The sequence below is a fragment of the Bradyrhizobium sp. GW821-FHT13H05 genome (assembly GCF_058804065.1).
Window position 1 is genome coordinate 114,140 of record NZ_JBXAPO010000014.1, and the last position, 18,758, is coordinate 132,897.

At 66.1% G+C, this 18,758-nt stretch carries 17 protein-coding genes; 13 read left to right on the forward strand and 4 right to left on the reverse strand.

Features of this window, described 5'->3' with window-relative positions:
- Positions 1 to 53 precede the first annotated feature (53 nt).
- Positions 54 to 2,216, reverse strand: a complete 2,163-nt coding sequence (locus tag AC1RR3_RS30725; RefSeq protein WP_492827709.1) for an EAL domain-containing protein — start codon at positions 2,214 to 2,216, stop codon at positions 54 to 56.
- 495 nt (positions 2,217 to 2,711) lie between these two features.
- On the opposite strand from AC1RR3_RS30725, the gene mepA reads away from it, so the two are divergent.
- From mepA to modC, 5 genes are all read left to right on the forward strand, one after another.
- A complete protein-coding gene (mepA, locus tag AC1RR3_RS30730; RefSeq protein ID WP_492827711.1) occupies positions 2,712 to 3,671 on the forward strand; it encodes a penicillin-insensitive murein endopeptidase in 960 nt (319 codons plus the stop codon).
- Between the two features lie 157 nt (positions 3,672 to 3,828).
- Positions 3,829 to 4,332: a hypothetical protein gene (locus AC1RR3_RS30735; RefSeq protein WP_492827713.1), complete on the forward strand. Its 504-nt coding sequence runs from the start codon at positions 3,829 to 3,831 to the stop codon at positions 4,330 to 4,332.
- A 187-nt stretch (positions 4,333 to 4,519) separates the two neighbouring features.
- Complete coding sequence (modA, locus tag AC1RR3_RS30740; RefSeq protein WP_492827716.1) at positions 4,520 to 5,305, forward strand: molybdate ABC transporter substrate-binding protein; 786 nt, start codon at positions 4,520 to 4,522, stop codon at positions 5,303 to 5,305.
- A 13-nt stretch (positions 5,306 to 5,318) separates the two neighbouring features.
- Positions 5,319 to 6,014 (forward strand): molybdate ABC transporter permease subunit, encoded by a 696-nt coding sequence (modB, locus tag AC1RR3_RS30745; protein WP_492827718.1) that lies wholly within the window; start codon positions 5,319 to 5,321, stop codon positions 6,012 to 6,014.
- A gap of 2 nt (positions 6,015 to 6,016) precedes the next feature.
- Positions 6,017 to 6,679: a molybdenum ABC transporter ATP-binding protein gene (gene modC / locus AC1RR3_RS30750; RefSeq protein ID WP_492827720.1), complete on the forward strand. Its 663-nt coding sequence runs from the start codon at positions 6,017 to 6,019 to the stop codon at positions 6,677 to 6,679.
- A 138-nt stretch (positions 6,680 to 6,817) separates the two neighbouring features.
- Here modC and AC1RR3_RS30755 read toward each other — a convergent pair whose 3' ends face one another.
- Positions 6,818 to 7,555, reverse strand: a complete 738-nt coding sequence (locus AC1RR3_RS30755; protein ID WP_492827722.1) for a GntR family transcriptional regulator — start codon at positions 7,553 to 7,555, stop codon at positions 6,818 to 6,820.
- A 195-nt stretch (positions 7,556 to 7,750) separates the two neighbouring features.
- Here AC1RR3_RS30755 and AC1RR3_RS30760 point away from each other — a divergent pair, with 195 nt between their 5' ends.
- The 5 genes from AC1RR3_RS30760 to AC1RR3_RS30780 are packed head-to-tail and all read left to right on the forward strand — an operon-like array spanning position 7,751 to position 12,431.
- A complete protein-coding gene (locus AC1RR3_RS30760; RefSeq protein WP_492827724.1) occupies positions 7,751 to 8,785 on the forward strand; it encodes an extracellular solute-binding protein in 1,035 nt (344 codons plus the stop codon).
- Positions 8,782 to 9,861, forward strand: a complete 1,080-nt coding sequence (locus tag AC1RR3_RS30765; RefSeq protein ID WP_492827726.1) for an ABC transporter ATP-binding protein — start codon at positions 8,782 to 8,784, stop codon at positions 9,859 to 9,861. The genes AC1RR3_RS30760 and AC1RR3_RS30765 overlap by 4 nt, the downstream gene beginning before the upstream one ends.
- On the forward strand, positions 9,858 to 10,721 hold the full coding sequence (locus tag AC1RR3_RS30770) for an ABC transporter permease (protein ID WP_492827728.1): 864 nt from the start codon (positions 9,858 to 9,860) through the stop codon (positions 10,719 to 10,721). Before AC1RR3_RS30765 ends, AC1RR3_RS30770 begins: the two co-directional genes overlap by 4 nt.
- Positions 10,721 to 11,518: an ABC transporter permease gene (locus AC1RR3_RS30775; RefSeq protein ID WP_492827730.1), complete on the forward strand. Its 798-nt coding sequence runs from the start codon at positions 10,721 to 10,723 to the stop codon at positions 11,516 to 11,518. The genes AC1RR3_RS30770 and AC1RR3_RS30775 overlap by 1 nt, the downstream gene beginning before the upstream one ends.
- Positions 11,519 to 11,522: 4 nt before the next feature.
- A complete protein-coding gene (locus AC1RR3_RS30780; RefSeq protein WP_492827732.1) occupies positions 11,523 to 12,431 on the forward strand; it encodes a polysaccharide deacetylase family protein in 909 nt (302 codons plus the stop codon).
- A 134-nt stretch (positions 12,432 to 12,565) separates the two neighbouring features.
- Here the strand turns inward: AC1RR3_RS30780 and AC1RR3_RS30785 are convergent, their stop codons facing one another.
- Positions 12,566 to 14,359, reverse strand: a complete 1,794-nt coding sequence (locus tag AC1RR3_RS30785; RefSeq protein ID WP_492827733.1) for a potassium/proton antiporter — start codon at positions 14,357 to 14,359, stop codon at positions 12,566 to 12,568.
- Between the two features lie 425 nt (positions 14,360 to 14,784).
- Here AC1RR3_RS30785 and AC1RR3_RS30790 point away from each other — a divergent pair, with 425 nt between their 5' ends.
- Positions 14,785 to 16,101 carry a mechanosensitive ion channel family protein gene (locus AC1RR3_RS30790; protein ID WP_492827735.1) on the forward strand — a complete coding sequence of 439 codons (1,317 nt, stop codon included), beginning with the start codon at positions 14,785 to 14,787 and terminating at the stop codon, positions 16,099 to 16,101.
- 120 nt (positions 16,102 to 16,221) lie between these two features.
- On the forward strand, positions 16,222 to 17,040 hold the full coding sequence (map, locus tag AC1RR3_RS30795; RefSeq protein WP_492827737.1) for a type I methionyl aminopeptidase: 819 nt from the start codon (positions 16,222 to 16,224) through the stop codon (positions 17,038 to 17,040).
- A gap of 15 nt (positions 17,041 to 17,055) precedes the next feature.
- Here the strand turns inward: map and AC1RR3_RS30800 are convergent, their stop codons facing one another.
- On the reverse strand, positions 17,056 to 17,661 hold the full coding sequence (locus AC1RR3_RS30800; RefSeq protein WP_492827739.1) for a bifunctional transcriptional activator/DNA repair enzyme AdaA: 606 nt from the start codon (positions 17,659 to 17,661) through the stop codon (positions 17,056 to 17,058).
- 133 nt (positions 17,662 to 17,794) lie between these two features.
- Here AC1RR3_RS30800 and AC1RR3_RS30805 point away from each other — a divergent pair, with 133 nt between their 5' ends.
- The gene (locus tag AC1RR3_RS30805; protein ID WP_492827741.1) at positions 17,795 to 18,715 is read left to right on the forward strand and encodes a DMT family transporter; all 921 of its coding nucleotides are present in this window, start codon (positions 17,795 to 17,797) and stop codon (positions 18,713 to 18,715) included.
- Positions 18,716 to 18,758 lie beyond the last annotated feature (43 nt).

An 18,758-nucleotide genomic window follows, 5' to 3' on the forward strand; every position in this document is an offset into this window, starting at 1 on the left:
CAAGCGGGAGAGGTTAACCGAGAGAGCGGCGCGCCCCCTACGTCAGTATCGCCTCACGCCACCATCGCGGCGTCTTCGTCGTCGGTGCCATCGATGCCGCGCTGCGCGGCGAGCAGGCTGATGATCTCGATATTCGGGCGGGCCTTGCTGAACAGAAAACCCTGGCCCTCGTCGCAGCCTTCGGCGCGGAGGCAGCTCAGCTCGGCTTCGGTCTCGACGCCTTCGGCGGTGATGGTGACGCCTAAGCCTTTGCCGAGGCTGACGATGGAACGGATGATCGCCTGGGCCTCGCGGTTGGCCCCTAAATCGCGCACGAAGGACTGGTCGATCTTGATCTTGTCGAACGGGAAGCTTCTGAGGTAGCTGAGGCTGGAGTAGCCGGTGCCGAAATCGTCCATCGAGATGCGCACCCCGAGCGCGCGCAGCGCATGCAGCGTCGCCAGCACCTGGGCGCTCTTCTCCAGCAGCAGGGTCTCGGTGATCTCGAGCTCGAGGCGCCGCGGCGGCAGGCCGGAATGCTTCAGCGCGTCCGTTACGACCGAGAGCAGATTGCCGCTACGGAACTGGAGCGGCGACAGATTGACGGCGACGCGGACGTCGTCGGGCCAGGTTACGGCGTCGAGGCACGCCCGGCGCAGCATCAGGCCGCCGAGCGGATTGATCAGGCCGGTTTCCTCGGCGACCGGAATGAACTCGGCCGGCGAAACCATGCCACGCTCGGCATGCGGCCAGCGCACCAGCGCCTCGAAGCCGGTGATGCGACCGCTCGAGAGGTCGATCAGCGGCTGGTAATAGGGACGCAGCACGTCGTTCTGGATCGCGTCGCGCAGCTCGACCTCGATCTTGCGGCGGCTCTGCGCCTTGGCATCGAGCGCAGCCTCGAAAAACGCAAAAGTGCCGCGGGCGTCCAGCTTGGCGCGCGACAGCGCCATGTCGGCGTTCTTGAGCAGCTTTTCGGAATCATCGCCGTCGCCCGGCGCCATCGCGATGCCGATCGAGGCGCCGATCACCACGGAATGGCCGTCGAGCAGATAGGGATCGGAGATGGCTTCCAGCAGGCGTTTTGCCAGCATCACGGCGTCCTCGGGGCGCGTCAGCCCGCTCTGCACGATCGCGAACTCGTCGGAGTTCAGCCGCGCCAGCGCGTCCTCCTCGCGCAAGGTGGAGCGCAGCCGCTTGGCAACGCCGCGCAGCAGCTTGTCGCCGATCGCATGTCCCAGCGTGTCGTTGACCGCCTTGAAATTATCGAGCCCCAGCATCAGCAGCGCAACCTTGTCGGTGCTGCGCCGCGTGTGCGCGAGCATTTCGTCGACCTGCTGGCGCAGCAAATTGCGGTTGGGCAGGCCGGTCAAGCCGTCATGCTGGGCCATGAAGGCGAGCCGCGCCTCGGCACGCTTGCGCTCGGTGATGTCCATCAGCGCGAGCAGCACCGCGGGCCGCTCGGCATAGGTCAGTTCGCGGGAATAGATCGCAAGGTCGATCAGCGCGCCGTCGGCCTTGACGTGCTTCCAGGTGTGCCCGGCCTGCTCCTCGCTGGATCGATCGATGGTCCAGGGCGGCTCGCTGTCGAAGGCCTGCAAGGAGCGGATCTTCAGCTTCTCGAATTCGGCGCGGCTATAACCGTAATGGGCGACCGCGGCATCGTTGACGCCGAGGATGCGCTCGTCGTCCAGCGCGCAGACGATCATGGGGACGGGATTGCCGTCGAACAGCAGGCGGAACGAGGCCTCGCGCTGTTTCAGCTCGGTGATGTCGACGCGGAGGCCGACCACGCCGCCGTCGTCGGTGCGGCGCTCCTCGATCAGGATGACGCGGCCGTCCGACAGCGTCTGCTCATGACGCTTGCCGGGCTCGTAGAGCTTCTTCAGCCGCTGGGCGATCCACTCTTCCTCGTGGCCGGCGGCTTCCGGATAGTCGCCGCGGGCAACGCCGACGCGCAGCGTGTCTTCGAGGCGCGCGCCTTCGGCAAACAGATCGGCGGTCTTGCTGTAGATCTCGGAATATTGCTTGTTCCAGAGAACGTAGCGGCCTTCGGGGTCGAGGATCACGATGCCCTGCGGCAACAGGTCGACGGCCTGGCGCAGCCGCTCGTGCGATTTGCGCGCCTCGGTGATGGCGGCCTCGGTTTCCGCGCGGCTCTGCACGAGCTCGTCGTGCTGGACGGGCGGATGCGGCGCGCGCGCGAATCGCGGCTTGCGCGGCCGGCGGCCGGCCATCGCACGCTCGTTGCGCTTTCGCTTCCCTGGTTTTCGAGACCCCAAACTCAACTTCACTCGTCCCAATCACGCCCAGCGGTCGCAAGTCTTGGGGCAAGTGTCTGAAAAAAAAGTAATCTTCGGCGGCCGCATCGTCGCTTCAGGCCGTGTGGGGCACACCTCGTTGCCTGTTTGCAAGGCGCGATACCGCTGATGCGCGCACCAAACCTGCCCGACCGTCGCAATCGGACGGGAACGCTGGCGCAAAATTGCGCGCTCGCTTGAATCATTTCCGCGATCGCGCGCAATTGCATGCGGCCCGCGGATATTCCTCACTCCGCGCATGAATTTTGGTCAATGCAGCATACGGTTATCACGCCGTTAAAAACGGCCTGCCGGCATGCGACTTTGTGACGAGCTGGAAACATTCCCGTTCCAATGGACTGAGAACGGGGCTCTGGATGGAAGAAGATCGTGTGCGGCATCGGCGTGGGGTTGGGCTATAAGGGTGTCAGCATGAGTCCCCGCCGCATCGCCCCTCTCCTGCTTGTCATGACGCTCGTCGTCATAAAAGTCTTGGCTGCCGGCGGCGCGCTGGCCCAGGACAAGGGCAGCGTGACCCCGAAGCCGCTGCCGCCGCTGGCCAATCCGAACGATCCCACGATCGGCGCCAGGGAGCTGTTCGCACGAAAACTGCTGCCCTCGACCGGGCCGGCGCGTGTGATCGGCTCCTACACCAAGGGCTGCATCGGCGGCGCCATGCAGATGCCGCTGAACGGCGACAATTGGCAGGTGATGCGGCTGTCGCGTAACCGCAATTTCGGCCATCCCGACATGATCGCGCTGATCAAGCGCCTTGCCGCCAGGGCGCACAAGGACGCGGGCTGGCCGGGCATCCTGGTCGGCGACATCGGCCAGCCACGCGGCGGGCCGGCGCTGTCAGGCCATGCCAGCCACCAGGTCGGGCTCGATGCCGACATCTGGCTGACGCCGATGCCGGACCATCGGCTCTCGCGCGAGGAGCGCGAGGAGATGTCGGCGGTGATGATGGTGCGGCCGGACCGGCTCGACATCGATCCGAAGGTGTTCACGCCTGCCCATGTGCTGGTGCTGCGCGACGCGGCGCAGGAGCCGGCGGTGCAGCGCATCTTCGTCAATGCCGCGATCAAGAAGGCGCTGTGCCGCAAGGCCAAGGGCGACCGCTCATGGCTGTCGAAGATCCGGCCATGGTGGGGCCACGACTATCACTTCCACATCCGCATGCGCTGCCCGGAGAGCGCCGGCGAATGCGAGGGCCAGCCGTCGCAATCCGAGGATGAGGGCTGCAAGCCCGCCGATCTTGCCTACTGGTTCAGCGACGGCGTGCTGCACCCGAAGCCCCCGCCGGAGCCGCCCAAGCCGAAACCGCCGATGACGCTGGCGCAGATGCCGGCGGCCTGCAAAGTGGTGCTGCACGCAGGCGATGCGAAGCCGTAACAAGTTCGTCAGCCCGCTGGTCTCAGTGCGCTGAAATGCGCTAGGATCGCCCTGCCGCCGTGCCGTAAGCCCGCGGCATTCCGGGATGCGCATCCCGTCGTTCGACAAGCCTGACCGCAAGCCCGCATCTTTTGCGTGGCCAACGATGAGATCTGACATGCGCGTCCTCACTTTCCTCGCTGCGCTTTCGCTCGGCGCGACTTCCGCTCTGGCCGCCGAAGAGCCGAGTGGCTGCGACAAGTTCAAATGGCCGATCGAGCGCGAGCGCGCTGCGCTGACCGCGCCGGACCGTGCCAAGCTCGCGTCAGGGGCCGAGCAAGCCGCGCTGCCGTCATCGGCCATCACGCTGGGCCTGGTCGCGCCTGCGGACGCCAAGCTGCCGACGCCGCCGGAGCGGGCGCCGAAGGACGGCAGCTTTGCCGGCTTCACCAGCGTCAAGGCCGCGAAGGCAGGCCTCTACACGATCAGCCTGTCCAGCGGGGCCTGGGTCGACGTGGTCCAGGACGGGCATTTCCTCAAGCCCGTGGCCTTCAGCGGCGCCACCGATTGCGACGGCATCCGCAAGACCATGAAATACCAGCTGTCGGCACAGCCCTTCGTGGTCCAGATCAGCGGCGCCAGGGACAATTCGCTCTCGATCGCGATCCTGCCGGCCCAATAGGTTAGACAAACGGTCGCCTTTGACCTGAGGCCCCGGCCTGCTATCTTCGCAGCTGCGATATCCCTGCCGGCCGTAAGCCGTTGCAAGGTCCCGTGGAACAGCGCTTCCGCCCCGTCGCGACCTGACTTAACCCAACGCCAGATTTGCGCGTGCATTTGTGCGCGCGAGCTCGCACGGAGCGCAATCCATGATTCGTATCGCCGGACTTTTCACCGCCTTCGTCCTCTTCGCGAGCGCGGCCCTCCCGCCTGCCGCCGCGCAGGACAAGACCATCACCGTGTTCGCGGCCGCCTCGATGAAGAACGCGCTCGACGAGATCGACGCGGCCTACACCGCCAAGACCGGCGTCAAGTTCAGCGTCAGCTATGCCGCAAGCTCCGTGCTCGCCAAGCAGATCGAGCAGGGCGCACCGGCCGACGTGTTCGTCTCCGCCGACACCGACTGGATGGACTACGCCATCTCCAAGAAGACCATCAACGAGCCTTCCAGAGTCAATTTGCTCGGCAACAGCATCGTGCTGATCGCGCCGAAAGACTCCAAGATCGACAATGTCACGATCGCGCAGGGGTTCGATCTCGCAAAGCTCGCCGGCGACGGCAAGATCGCGACCGGCGACGTCAAGTCCGTGCCGGTCGGCAAATACGCCAAGGCTGCACTGGAGAAGCTCGGCGCCTGGACCGCGGCGGAGCCGAAATTCGCGATGGCCGAGAGCGTGCGCGCGGCGCTGACGCTGGTGGCGCGTGGCGAGGCCAACCTCGGCATCGTCTATTCCACCGACGCCAAGGTCGAGCCCGGCGTCAAGATCGTCGGCACCTTCCCGGCCGATTCGCATCCCGCGATCATCTATCCGGTCGCCGCGACCACGACGGCCAAGGGCGAGACCAACGACTATCTCGCCTTCCTCCGCTCGACGGCCGCCAAGACCATTCTGGAGAAATACGGCTTCAAGTTCCTGGTCAGCCCCACGACCTGATGTTCGCTGCTTGATGCTCGACATCTCTCCCGCCGAATGGACGGCGATCCTGCTCTCGCTCAGGGTCGCCGTCATCGCCACGCTGGTGGCAACGCCGTTCGGCATTGCGCTGGCGTGGCTGCTCGCCCGCAAGGATTTCTGGGGCAAGTCGGTGCTGGACGCCGTCGTGCATCTGCCCTTGGTGCTGCCGCCTGTCGTCACCGGCTATCTGCTGCTGCTCACCTTCGGCCGCCGCGGCCTCGTTGGCGGCTTCCTCGCCGATCATCTCGGCATCGTCTTCGCATTTCGCTGGACCGGCGCTGCGCTCGCCTGCGGGATCATGTCGTTTCCGCTGCTGGTGCGGCCGATGCGGCTGTCGATCGAGGCGATCGACCGCAGGCTCGAGCAGGCGGCCGAAACGCTTGGCGCGGCACCGTGGAAAGTGTTCTTCACGGTGACGCTGCCGCTCGCGCTGCCCGGCGTGCTCGCCGGCATGGTGCTCGGCTTTGCCAAGGCGATCGGCGAGTTCGGCGCCACCATCACCTTCGTCTCCAACATCCCCGGCGAGACCCAGACGATCTCGTCGGCGATCTATTCGCTTATCCAGACGCCCGACGGTGATGCCGCCGCAGGCCGGCTCGTGATCGTCTCGGTCATTCTGGCGCTGGGCGCGCTGATATCAGCCGAATGGTTCGCCCGCCGCGCCACAAAACGCCTGCACGGGAACTGATCATGCTGCGGGTCGATGTCGAAAAACAGCTCGGCGAATTCTCGCTGTCCGCGTCCTTCAGCAGCGAAGGCCGCGTCATCGGCCTGTTCGGCGCCTCAGGCGCGGGCAAGAGCTCGCTGGTCAACATGATCGCAGGCCTGCTGCGGCCCGACCGCGGCACCATCGTGATCGACGGCGAGACCGTGGACGACACCGCCGCCGGCATCCATGTCCCGACCTGGCGACGTCGCATCGGCTATGTGTTCCAGGACGCGCGGCTGTTTCCACATCTCAACGTCGCACAGAATCTCGACTATGGCCGGCGGATGAACGGCCTTGCGCCCGATCCTGCCCAGCACAAGCGCATCATCGAGCTGCTCGACATCGGCGCGCTGCTGGATCGCCGCCCCGGAAAACTCTCCGGCGGCGAGCGCCAGCGCGTCGCGCTCGGGCGTGCGCTGCTGTCAAAACCGCGCCTGCTGCTGCTCGACGAGCCGCTCGGCGCGCTCGACGAAGGCCGCAAGCTGGAGATTCTGCCGTATCTGGTGCGGCTGCGCGACGAGGCCAATGTCCCCATGGTCTATGTCAGCCACGACGTCGCCGAGCTGCGGCAACTGGCGACGCAGATCGTGATGCTGAAGCAGGGGCGCGTGACGTCGTTCGGCGGGGTGAAGGTGCTGACGTGAGGCCGCAGCCTGGATGAAGGCCTATGGCCCAACCCCGTCATTGCGAGCGCAGCGAAGCAATCCAGAATCTTTTCGCGGCGGCAGACTGGATTGCTTCGCTACGCTCGCAATGACGCGTGGAGAGGTCGGCGCGAATAATCAGCGCTTCCGCCGCTTCGGCTTCACCGCCCCGAACACCGCCGCCAAATCCTCGGCTGCCGGCACCGCATCATCCAGATGCAGCCGGCTCTCCACGTGCAGAAAATGCTCGCGCGAGACGGCGATGGCCCGTGCGACGTCGCGGGCGCGCAACGCTTCGACGATGGCGCCGTGCTCGTCCACCGCGCAGATCGAATCCGTCGCCGGCTCGTAGACCGAGACCATCACCGAGGACCGGCTGAGCAGATCGGCGAGGAAGCGCGTGAGCTCGGCATTGCCGAGCGCCTCGACCAGATGGACGTGGAACGCACCTGACAGCCGCACCGACGCTGCGCGATCGCCGCGCGTCGCGGCGGCGCGCTCCTCGGCGAGATGCGCGGTCAATTTTTCGATCAGGGCGTCGTCGACCAAGCGCACGAGCTGCGTCAGCACGCCGGCTTCGAGCACGCGGTGCGCCTCGTAAACACTGCGGACGTCGTCGAGCGTCGGGCGTGGCACACGGGCGCCGCGGTTGGGGATCATCTCGAGCCGCCGCTCTGCGCCCAACCGGTGCAGCACTTTCCGGATGCGCTCGCGGGAGACGCCAAAGATGTCGGCGAGCGGCGGCTCGGCGAGCTTGGTGCCGGCCTTCAGCTTGCCCTCCAGCAGCGCGTGCAGGATGGCCTGATAGACCGCCTCGTCCTCTGCCGGATTCGCCTTGCCGTTTGTCTTGCCGTTTCGCCTGCGCTGCGTCGTCATGGCGCTAGCTAGGCCCAAAGGATGCGCAGCGTCACCTCCAAAAATGTGCACATTTTCTGCGCGACTGCGCGATCGCCAGATCAATACCTGAACCAAGATACTGAAATTACTTACTTTTATAAAAATGTGCACATTTGGCATGGCGCTTGCTGCTGCTTCGCTGCAAGCTTTACGCACAACAAACGGGATACGCCCATGCTCACCCTCTCCCGACGCAGCGTTCTGAAATCCGGCGCGGCGCTTGCCGCGGTTCTGGCGGCCCCGGGGCGGCTGCGCGCCGCCCCCAAGGAGATCGTCATCGGCGGCCCCGCGGGCGCCGCGAAATATTTCAACGCCGATCTGTTTCCGGTGCTGGAGAAAAAGCTCGACTGCAAGGTGCTCTATGAGGGCACCAACTCGCTGACCAATCTCCAGAAGATGCAGGCCGACAAGGCCGCGCCGAAAATCTCCGTCGTCATCATGGACGATCCGGTGATGCTGCCGGCAGCGGCTGACGGCCTGATCACGAAGATGTCGGCTTCGTCCATTGCCAATCTCGGCAAGCTCGTGGACGGCTCGGTGCACCAGGACGGGATGTGGGCGAACTACCAGCGACCCTGGGCCGGCATCGCCTATTCGACCAAGCGCATGAAGACGGCGCCCGCCAAATGGTCCGATTTGTGGGACGCGAAATACGCCTCAAGGGTGATCGTGCCGTCGCTCTCCAACACCGAAGGCTTCTGGACGCTTCTTGCGGCTGCGCATCTCGAGACCGGCAAGCCCTACAAGGAAGCGCAGTACGAGATCGACGCCGCCTTCAAGAAGGTGAAGGAGCTGAAGGCGAACCTGCTGAACGTCTATACCAACGCGCCGCAGGCCATCAATCTGATGGAGCAGGGCGAGGCCTGGATGATCGGCGGCCAGTTCTCGGCCTACACGCTGATCCGCAAGGCCGAGGGGTCACCGGTCGATCTCGCCGTGCCGCAGGACGGCGGGTTTGCCATGCCGTCCGGCATCGCCAAGGTGAACGGCGCACCGGCCGGCGATCTCGCGGATGCCGTGATCGACTTCTTCCTGAGCCCGGAGGCGCAGACCATCCTCGCCGACAAGGCGTTCGTCGCGCCGACCAACAAGGGCACGCCGACGCCGGCGGGTTTTCCTGATCCCGCTACGCTGTTCGCGCCGGACTGGGCGTTCGTCGCCAAGAACCGCGCGGGCTGGGTGGACCGCTGGAGCAAGGAGATGACATGAGCGAGAGCAGCCCGCATCTCGTCGTCCGCGGCGTCTCCAAGCGCTACGGGCCGACCACGGTGCTCGATCACATCGATCTCACCATCCGCCGCGGCGAACTCGTCACGCTGCTCGGCCCCTCCGGCTGCGGCAAGACCACGCTGCTCCGCGCCATCGCCGGGCTGGCACAGCCTGATTCCGGCAAGGTCGAGCTCGCCGGGCGCGACATCACCAACGTGCCGCCGCACAAGCGCAATGTCGGCGTCGTGTTCCAGAGCTACGCGTTGTTTCCGCATCTCACCGTCGCCGGCAATGTCGCATTCGGACTGAAGGTGCGCGGCACGGCGAAACGCGAGATCGACACGACCGTCGAGCGCGCGCTGTCGCTGGTCAAGCTCGGCCATCTCGCCAGCAGGCGCATCTCGGCACTGTCGGGCGGCCAACAGCAGCGCGTGGCGCTGGCGCGCGCGATCGCGGTCGAGCCTGATGTGCTGCTGTTCGACGAGGCTCTGTCCGCGCTCGATCGCAAGCTGCGCGAGGAGATGCAGGTCGAGCTGCGCCGGCTGCTCCAGGACGTCAAGGCGACCGCGATCTTCGTCACGCACGACCAGGACGAGGCGCTGACCATGTCCGACCGCGTCGCGGTCATGAACAAGGGGCGGATCGAGCAGCTCGCCGAGCCGCGCGAGCTGTATTTGCGGCCCGCCAGCCTGTTCGCGCTCAATTTCGTCGGGCTGTCGACGCGGATTGCCGGTACGGTGCTGGCGGCTGACAACGGCAAGGTCGATGTCGAGACCAAAGTCGGCCGCCTCTCGGCGCTTGGCAATTTCCAGGCGGGCTCGCCCGTCATCGTCGCGGCGCGCCCCGAGCAGCTTCGCCTCGGTGAGCAGGGCGAAGCCAACTCCGCGGCCGGGCGCGTCCGCTCCGTCGTATTCCAGGGCTCGCGCACGCTGGTCGAGGTCGATGCCGGCGCCGGCGAAAGCCTGCTCGCCGAACTCTCCGGGCGTGATGGCGCGATCCCGCGCGTGCATGACGAGATCCGCCTGAGCTGGCCTGTGACCGAGACCTTTGCGTTTCCGATGGAGGCGCAGGCATGACCGAGGCCGCACTTCCCGTGCCGCTGGCCGCGCCCGCGGTCGATCGCGAGCGGCTCACCGCCATCGGATTCGTGCTGCCATCCTTCGTCATCATCGCCGGCGTGTTCGCGCTGCCGCTGGTGCTGTTGCTCGGCGTCAGCATCGTCGACGCCGACGGACTGACCTTCGCGCACTACAAGCGCCTGCTCGGCACGTCCTATTATCTCGGCGTGATCTGGAACTCGCTGCGGCTGGGGCTGCTCACCACGCTGATCGCCTTCCTGATCAGCTATCCCGCCGCTTTCGCGCTGGCGCGCGCCCGCGGTGCGCTGCGTTCCGTGCTGCTGGCGACGCTGTTCCTGCCGCTTGCGGCGAGCGTCATCGTCAAGGCGTTCGCCTGGACGATCCTGTTGCGCAGCGACGGCATCGTCAACGAGACGCTGATGGCGCTCGGCATCATCGAAGACCCGATCCGGATGATCTTTACCGAGACCGCGCTGATCGTCGGCGCGGTCAACATCTTCCTGCCGTTCATGATCCTGCCGATCTACGCCATCGTGGCCCAGCTCGATCCGCGCTATGCGGAAGCCGCTTCCACGCTCGGCGCCTCGCCGGTCGTGACGTTCTTTCACGTGATCCTGCCGCTGACGCTGCCCGGCATCATCGCCGGCGTCGCGCTGGTGTTCTCGCTCTCGGTTTCCGCCTATGTGGTGCCGACGCTGCTGATCGGCGAGAAATATCCGACGCTCGCGACCACGATCGCAAAAGCCTATCTGCTCGCGCGCGAGCCCGGCTTCGGCGCCGCCGCCGGCGTCGTCCTGCTGGGAATCGCGATTGCCGTCGTGACGCTGAGCGCGCGCCTGTCACGGGAGCCGAGGTGATGACGCGAGCCGCAATCATTGTCTGCTGGGTGATGGCGATCGGGCTGGCGCTGTTCCTGCTCGTGCCGCTGCTGGTGATCGCGGCCGCCAGCTTCTCGCCGACGCCGGTGTTCGACCTGCCGCTGACGGGCGCATCGACGCGCTGGTACGGCCGGATCGGGCGGCTCGACGGCTTCTGGCCATCGCTGCTGCTGTCGCTCCAGATCGCGCTGTTCTCGACCGCGATTTCGCTGGTCTGCGGCACGCTCGCGGCCATCGCGATCGCGCGCGGAAAGCTGCCGGGCGCGGGCATCTTTGCCACCGCGCTGGTGTCGCCGCTGATGATGCCAGGCCTGGTGCTCGGCATCGCGCTGTTGCAGGGCTTTCGCGCGGTCGGCTTCACCGCTCCCTGGGCGACGCTGCTGGTCGCGCATCTCGTGATCACGCTGCCTTACGTCGCGCGCACGATGATCGCGGGACTTGCGCGGTTCGACTTCACGCTGATCGAGGCCGCGCGCACGCTCGGCTGCACCTATCCCGGCAGCGTGCTGCGGGTGATGGTGCCGGCACTGGCGCCGTCGTTCCTGATCGCGGGAATTTTTTCGTTCCTGGCCTCGTTCGACAATTATCCGGTGTCGATCTTCCTCGCGGACGTCCGCACCAAGACGCTGCCGATCCGGATGCTGCAATATATCGAGGAGGCGCCCGACCCGACGCTGGCAGCGCTCTCCACCCTCATCCTCGCCGGCACAGTGATCCTGCTGTTCGTCAGCGACCGCGTCGTCGGCCTGCACCGCATGGCCGGAACCTCGGACTGATCTCATGAGCAACGAACAAAAATCTTCGCAGCGCGACTTCGCAGGTTATCGCGGCAAGCCGCCCAACCCGCGCTGGCCCAATGGCGCGCGCGTCGCCGTGTCGCTGGTGGTGAATTTCGAGGAGGGCTCGGAATTCTCCATCAATGACGGCGATACCGGCAACGAGGCGATCTACGAGGTCGTGCACAAGCTCGACGGCCCGGACTCCTGCATCGACAGCCATTTCGAATACGGCACGCGCGCGGCGTGGTGGCGCATCATGGATTTGTTCGACGGCTACGGCGTCAAGGCAACGGTGAGCTCCTGCGGCCGTGCCGTCGAGCGCTCGCCGGAGCTGGCGCGCGATGCGATCGCGCGGGGCCACGAAGTCTCGGCCCATGGCTGGCGCTGGCAGAGCCATGCCGACATGGACGAGGCAAGCGAGCGGGCGGTCATCGCCAAGACGGTGGCGACGATCGAACGCGTCACCGGGCAACGCCCGGTCGGCTGGCACACGCGCTCGGCGACCTCGTCGAACACGCGGCGCCTGCTGGTCGAGGACGGCGGCTTCCTCTACGACAGCGACGCCTATAATGACGACCTGCCGTACTATCGCGAGGTCTCAGGCAAGCAGCATCTGGTGCTGCCCTATGCGTTCGATACCAACGACATGCAGTACTACAATGCCGGTCGCTTCAGCGGGCAGGATTTCGCCGACTACGTCATCGACGCCTTCGAGTGGCTGACGCGTGAAAGCGATATTTCGCCGAAGATGATGTCGATTGGTTTGCATTTGCGCATGATCGGCCGCCCCGGGCGGATCGGCGCGCTGGACCGGATTCTGGCGCATATCGCGGGCAACAGCGCGGCCTGGGTTGCGCCACGCGCGGCGATCGCGCGGCATTGGCGCGAGGTGGTGCCGGCGGGGGTGTGACGCACTCTCCGTGCCCCGGACGCAGCGCATCACGAAGTGGTGCGCTGCGTCCGGGGCCCATGTTGCGGCATTCTGGGTCCCGGCTCAGCGCAGCAGCGTTGCACGCTGCAGCGCGTCCGGGACACGAGCCCCGCTTACACCCCCGCCACCGACGCCCACAGCTCCGCGAGCTTCTTCCGCAGCGTCTGGCTGCGCGTCAGCGGTACCGGCGCTTCCTCGTCTTCCGGCAGACGCAGGCCGACGAGGTTGACGCGGCCGCCGGAGATGCTGCGCGCGACCAGCACGATCTCGTCCAGCGCGAGCTCGGCGCCCTCTTTCGGCGCGCGGTCGAGATGGACGTCGAAATAGTCGGCGAGCGTGAGCTTGCCCTCGTCCTCGCTCACCTTGACGCCGTAGATCTCCGCAAGCTCGGCCAGCGTGTGCTCGCCTGACACCATGAAGTCACCGAGCAGATGCGGATCGGGCGCGGTGCCCGGCTGCATGTCGACGAAGAAGCGATCGAGCGCCTCGGCCTTTTCCGGCGGCGCCAGCAGATAGATGTAGTCGCCGGGCGCGATCGGCTCGGCTTCCACCGGCGTCAAAATGCTTTCCTTGCGGATCACCAGCGTCGGCTTCGACCAGGACGGGATCAGGCCGCGGCGGAAATAGAGACTCTTGGGCCGCACCGGATAGCCGACCAGCTGCTGCTCGAGCTGGCCGGGCAGATCCAGCTCGACGCGGCGCGGACCGCGCTCGGCGCGCGGCAGCGCGACATGCAGCTTGCGCGCGGCGGGTGCGAGCGTCCAGCCCTGCAGCAAGAGCGAGATGATGACGACGACGAAGGCGACGTCGAAATAGAGATAGGCCTTCGACAGCCCCACCAGCATCGGGATCGACGCCAGGAAGATCGCGACGGCGCCGCGCAGGCCGGTCCAGGCGATGAAGATTTTTTCGCGCCAGTTGAAGCGGAACGGCGCCAGGCACACGAACACCGCGAGCGGCCGCGCGACCAGCATCAGGACGAACGCAACTCCGACCGCCGGCAGCACGCTCGAGCCGAGCCGGCTCGGCGAGACCAGCAGGCCGAGCAGCACGAACATCACGATCTGCGCCAGCCAGGTCGCGGCATCGAGGAAGGCCACCACCGAATTATGCGCGCGGGTCGGCCGGTTGCCGATGATGATGCCGGCGAGATAGACCGCAAGGAAGCCGGAGGCATGCATGATCTGCGAGCCGCCGAAGATCACCAGCGCGCCTGTCGTCACGAACGGCGCATGCAGCCCCTGCGGCAGCGCCACCTGGTTGAGCGCGATGACGACGAGGCGTCCGCCGAGGAAGCCGACGACGGCGCCCAGCGCCGCCTCCTGGATGAACTCCATCGCCACGTGGCCTGCCGAGCTCGATCCCAGCGAGATGTATTCGACCAGCATCAAGGTGAGGAAGATCGCGAAGGGATCATTGGTGCCGGATTCGGCCTCCAGCGTCGCGCCGACGCGCGGGCGCAGGCGCAGGCCCTGGGTGTGCACCAGCAGGAACACCGCGGCGGCGTCGGTCGAAGCCACCACGGCGCCGACCAGCAGCGCCTCCGTCCAGTTGAGGTCGAGCGCGTATTTGGCGAACGGCGCCGTGACCAGCGCGGTCAGCAGCACGCCGACAGTGGCAAGCACCACCGATGGCGCGAGCACGGTGCGGATGCTGGCAAAGCGCGTCTTCAGGCCGCCGTCGAACAGGATCAAGGCGAGCGCGACAGAGCCGACCAGATAGGTGGTGCGGACGTCGTCGAACTGGAGCTGGCCGGGACCGGAATCGCCGGCGAGCATGCCGATCGCAAGGAACACGAGCAGCAGGGGCGCGCCAAAACGCAGCGCAAGCAGGCTCGACAGGATACCGGCCATGACGAGGACGGCGCCGAGCAATATGGCGAGGCTGACGGAGTCGAGAGAGGCCATGCGCTGTTGCGGTTACTCCGGGAGATCGACGAATTTAGTCAGGGGGCCACCGGCCGTGCACTCCCTCGCCCCGCTTGTGGGGTGAGGGGGAGCCTCCGCGAGGGCGGTGAGAGTTGGGCTCGTGGAGAGTCCCCCTCACCCGAAATTCAAGCTGCGCTCGAATTTCGGCCTCTCCCCGCAAGCGGGGAGAGGCGAAGTGCGCCGCCCCGGCGAAATTTCCCGTCTCAAAAACATGTGCTTATGCATCCTTATCGTCGCGGCCCCGGCGCGCCAACCCATTTTCTCCGGCTCGCGGCAATCTGCCCGCATTTTACGGCTTTTGCGCACTTCACTTCGCGGTGTATCGATGGCCCGGCCGCGCCCTTTGTGGGATTCTGCGGCGCCCTCGAATCAAAATCCTCCCGCCCCGCTTCCCGACGAGACCGATGGACATGGACCTCAAAGACTTCATGGAGTTCGTGCAGACCACCGCACGCAGCGTCGGGGCGGAAATCTCCTCACCCTGGTTCTACCTGCAATTTGGTCTCATTCTCGCCGCAGCCGGCATCGCCTATGCCGCGGAAGCCGCCGTTCGCAACCGCGTCGACATGACGTCGCTGGCGATGCGCTGGCCGCTGCCGCTCCGGCATTTCGCCCGCGTGATGGTCTCCAGCGCCTCGACGGCGGTGTTCACGCTGCTCGTGATCGTCTCCCGCGTGGCGATGTATCACGCGACCTGGCCGAGCCGTTCCTACCTGCTGATGGTCGCCGCCAAGCTGGGGCTGGCCTGGCTCGCGATCCGGCTGGTGACCTCGGTGCTGCGCAACGCCTTTATCGTCAAGCTGGTGTCGATCACGGCCTGGTTCGTCGCGGCGCTCTCCATCATCGGCCAGCTCGATGCGACGGTGGATCTGCTCGATTCCTTCGCCATCGTGCTGGGCGGCCTGCGGCTGACGCCGCTGCTGGTGATCAAGGCCGGCGCGCTGCTGCTCATTGCGCTCTGGGGCACCAACATCGCCAGCAATTTCGCCGAGAGCCGGATCAATTCGACCACCGATCTGACGCCCTCGGTCCAGGTGCTGCTGGTCAAGATCATCCGTATTGGCCTGCTTGCGATCGCGATCGTCATCGCGCTCGGCGCAGTCGGTATCGATCTCTCTGCGCTCGCAGTCTTCTCCGGCGCAGTCGGCGTCGGCATCGGTATCGGCCTGCAGAAGATCGTCGCCAATTTCATCTCCGGCATCATCCTGCTCGCGGACAAATCGGTGAAGCCCGGCGACCTCGTCACCATCGGCGACAATACCGGGCGCATCAGCGCGATGAAGACGCGCTATATTTCCGTTGCCGCCGGCGACGGCCGCGAATTCCTGGTGCCGAACGAGGATCTGGTGACGCAGAAGGTGGTCAACTGGACCTATACCGACAAGAATACACTGGTGAAGATCGCCTTCGGCACCAATTACGACGCCGACCCAAGGCTGGTCTGCAAGCTCGCCATCGAGACGGCTATCGCCCATCCCCGCGCGCAGAAGGCCAAGCCGCCGAACTGCATCCTGACCGAGTTCGCGGAAGCCGGGATGAAGTTCTCGCTGACCCTCTGGCTTGCCGATCCCGACGGCATGGACAATGTCAAAAGCGACGTGATGCTGGCGCTGTGGGACGCCTTCAAGCGCGAGGGCATCCGGGTTCCCTACCCCGTCCGCGAAATCCGCGTCCGCGGCGGCGCCCTGCCGGTGGAAACCACCGTAGAAGTCCCGAATTAGGCCCGGTTTCGGGCGCAAGGTGCACGCCCGGCTTGCATGAAGGCCCGCGATCATTAGATTGGGGCCTGAAATCAAGCCCTTCCGCCGATATCGAGATTTGAGCCCAGAAGACCGCCCCGCATGAGCTACGTCGAAGCCACCGATACCTCGCTGCGCAAGACCGGACAGATCAAGCTGCATGGACCGAGCGCCTTTGCCGGCATGCGCAAGGCAGGCGCGCTGGTGGCGAAGTGCCTGGACGAGCTCACCGACATCGTCGGGCCGGGCGTGCCGACCGAGCGCATCGACCAGTTCGTCCGCGACTTCGCATTCGATCATGGCGCCTATCCGGCGACGCTGATGTATCGCGGCTATCGCTACTCGACCTGCACCTCGCTCAACCACGTGGTCTGCCACGGCATGCCCGGCGACCGCCCGCTGAAGGAAGGCGACATCGTCAATATCGACGTCACCTTCATCGTCGACGGCTGGTACGGCGATTCCAGCCGGATGTACGCGGTCGGCCCGATCGCCCGCAAGGCGGAGCGGCTGATCGAGGTGACGTACGAATCCCTGATGCGCGGCATCGCGGCGGTGAAGCCCGGCGCCACCACCGGCGACATCGGCCACGCCATCCAGAGCTTCGTCGAGCCACAGGGCATGAGCGTGGTGCGCGATTTCTGCGGCCACGGCCTCGGCCGCATGTTCCACGACGAGCCGAACATCATCCATATCGGCCGGCCCGGCGAAGGCGTCGTGCTCAGGCCCGGCATGTTCTTCACCATCGAGCCGATGATCAATCTCGGCAAGCCGCATGTGAAGATTCTCTCCGACGGCTGGACCGCGGTGACCCGCGACCGCTCGCTGTCGGCGCAGTTCGAGCACTCCGTCGGCGTCACCGCCACCGGCGTCGAGATTTTTACGCTGTCGGAGCGGCACGGCGAGAAGCAGATCGGGTGAGCCCGGCGCCTCGTCCTAGCGGCGGCGGAATGACGATGGCCGCCGCTTGTAGGTGGCGGCAAAGGCATCGTTGAATCTGCGAACGCTGCCGAAACCCGCGGCGAACGCGATCTCCGCCAGGGTCATATCGGTCCCATCGATCAGGCGCTTGGCTTCCTGCACGCGCCGTGTTGCCGCGATCTCGCTCGGGCTTGCGCCGGCATGGCGCATGAAAAGGCGCAAGAGATGGCGTGGCCCGACCCCAAGCGCCTCGGCAAGCTCCGCCATGGACGCACGATCCAGGAAACCGTCATTGATCAGGCGCATCCCGCGCGCCACGGTGGTGACGGTCCCCATCCAGGCCGGCGACCCCGGCGCGGTTTCCGGCCGGCAACGCAGACATGGGCGAAAGCCGGCCCGCTCTGCGGCAGCAGCGGTCGGGTAGAAGGTCACGTTCTCCGAGCGCGCCGGACGAACCGGGCAGACCGGCCGGCAGTAGATCCGCGTCGAGCGGACGCCAGAGAAGAACAGCCCGTCGAACGCGCGCACACGCGCCAGCCGAGCCCGGTCGCAGGTCTCCCAATCGAGATGCGGCGGCAATGTCAGCTGCTGCGCGGAAACCTTCGCCAGGACTTTCGTCATGGCGGAATCATAGTTTCATCCGAACTCACCGGGTAGCCGAAATCGGACTCAGTCGGGCGATGAGGTCCGAATTCGGCCAGCCTGCGCCGCCGCGCCGGATCATGGTCCCTGTCCATCCCGGATCAGATTCGCAATGCACACGCAGCCGCAACACACGACGTCAGGACCCCCTCTCGCGCTCGAAATCGGGCTTCTGCTGCTGCTCTCGCTGGTCTGGGGCAGCTCGTTCACGCTGATCAAGGTCGCGATCCCCTCGATCCCGCCCGTCACGATGGTCGCCGCACGCGTGACGATCGCGGCCATTCTGCTGGTCGTGATCGCTCGCGCGCAGGGACACGCCCTTCCCGGCCGAGGGTCGGTGTGGGTGGCCTTCTTCGTGCAAGGACTGCTGCAAAGCGCGCTGCCGTTCACCCTGATCAGCTGGGGCGAGATGCATATCGCAAGCGGTCTCGCCGGCGTGCTCAATGCGACGCCGCCGATGTTCGTGCTCGCGATTGCGCTGACGACCGGGCGCGGACGGCAAACCGTCAGCGGCCGGAAGATCATCGGCGTCGCGCTCGGCCTCGCCGGCGTTATCGTGACGATGGGGGCCGATGCACTCTCGGGAATCGGCACGGCGGCTCCGCTGGCTCAGGTCGCGGTGCTGTGCGCGAGCCTGTGCTACGCGCTCGCACCGATATGGGGACAGCGCTTCTCGGGCCTGCCAGCAATCGTCACCGCGGCTGGGGCCATGAGTTGCGCCGCAGCGCTGATGGTCCCTGCGGCCGTCCTGTTCGAGCAGCCATGGACGCTACCGCCGCCGCCCATGGAGTCCATCGCGGCGGTCATCGTGCTCGCCGTTATCTGCACCGCGCTCGCCATGGTGATCTATTTCCGCCTGATCCGCACACTCGGCCCGCTCGGGACGACGAGCGGAAGCTATCTGCGCGCGGGCTTCGCCGTGGTGCTCGGGACCGCATTCCTTGGCGAGAGTTTTACATGGTCGATGCTGGCCGGCATGGCGCTCATCGTCATGGGTGTAGTGGCGGTGACCGTGCCCATGCGGAGGCCATGAGGGGCGCCCACAATTGCCGGTTGAAAAACTTCCCCGACGCGGC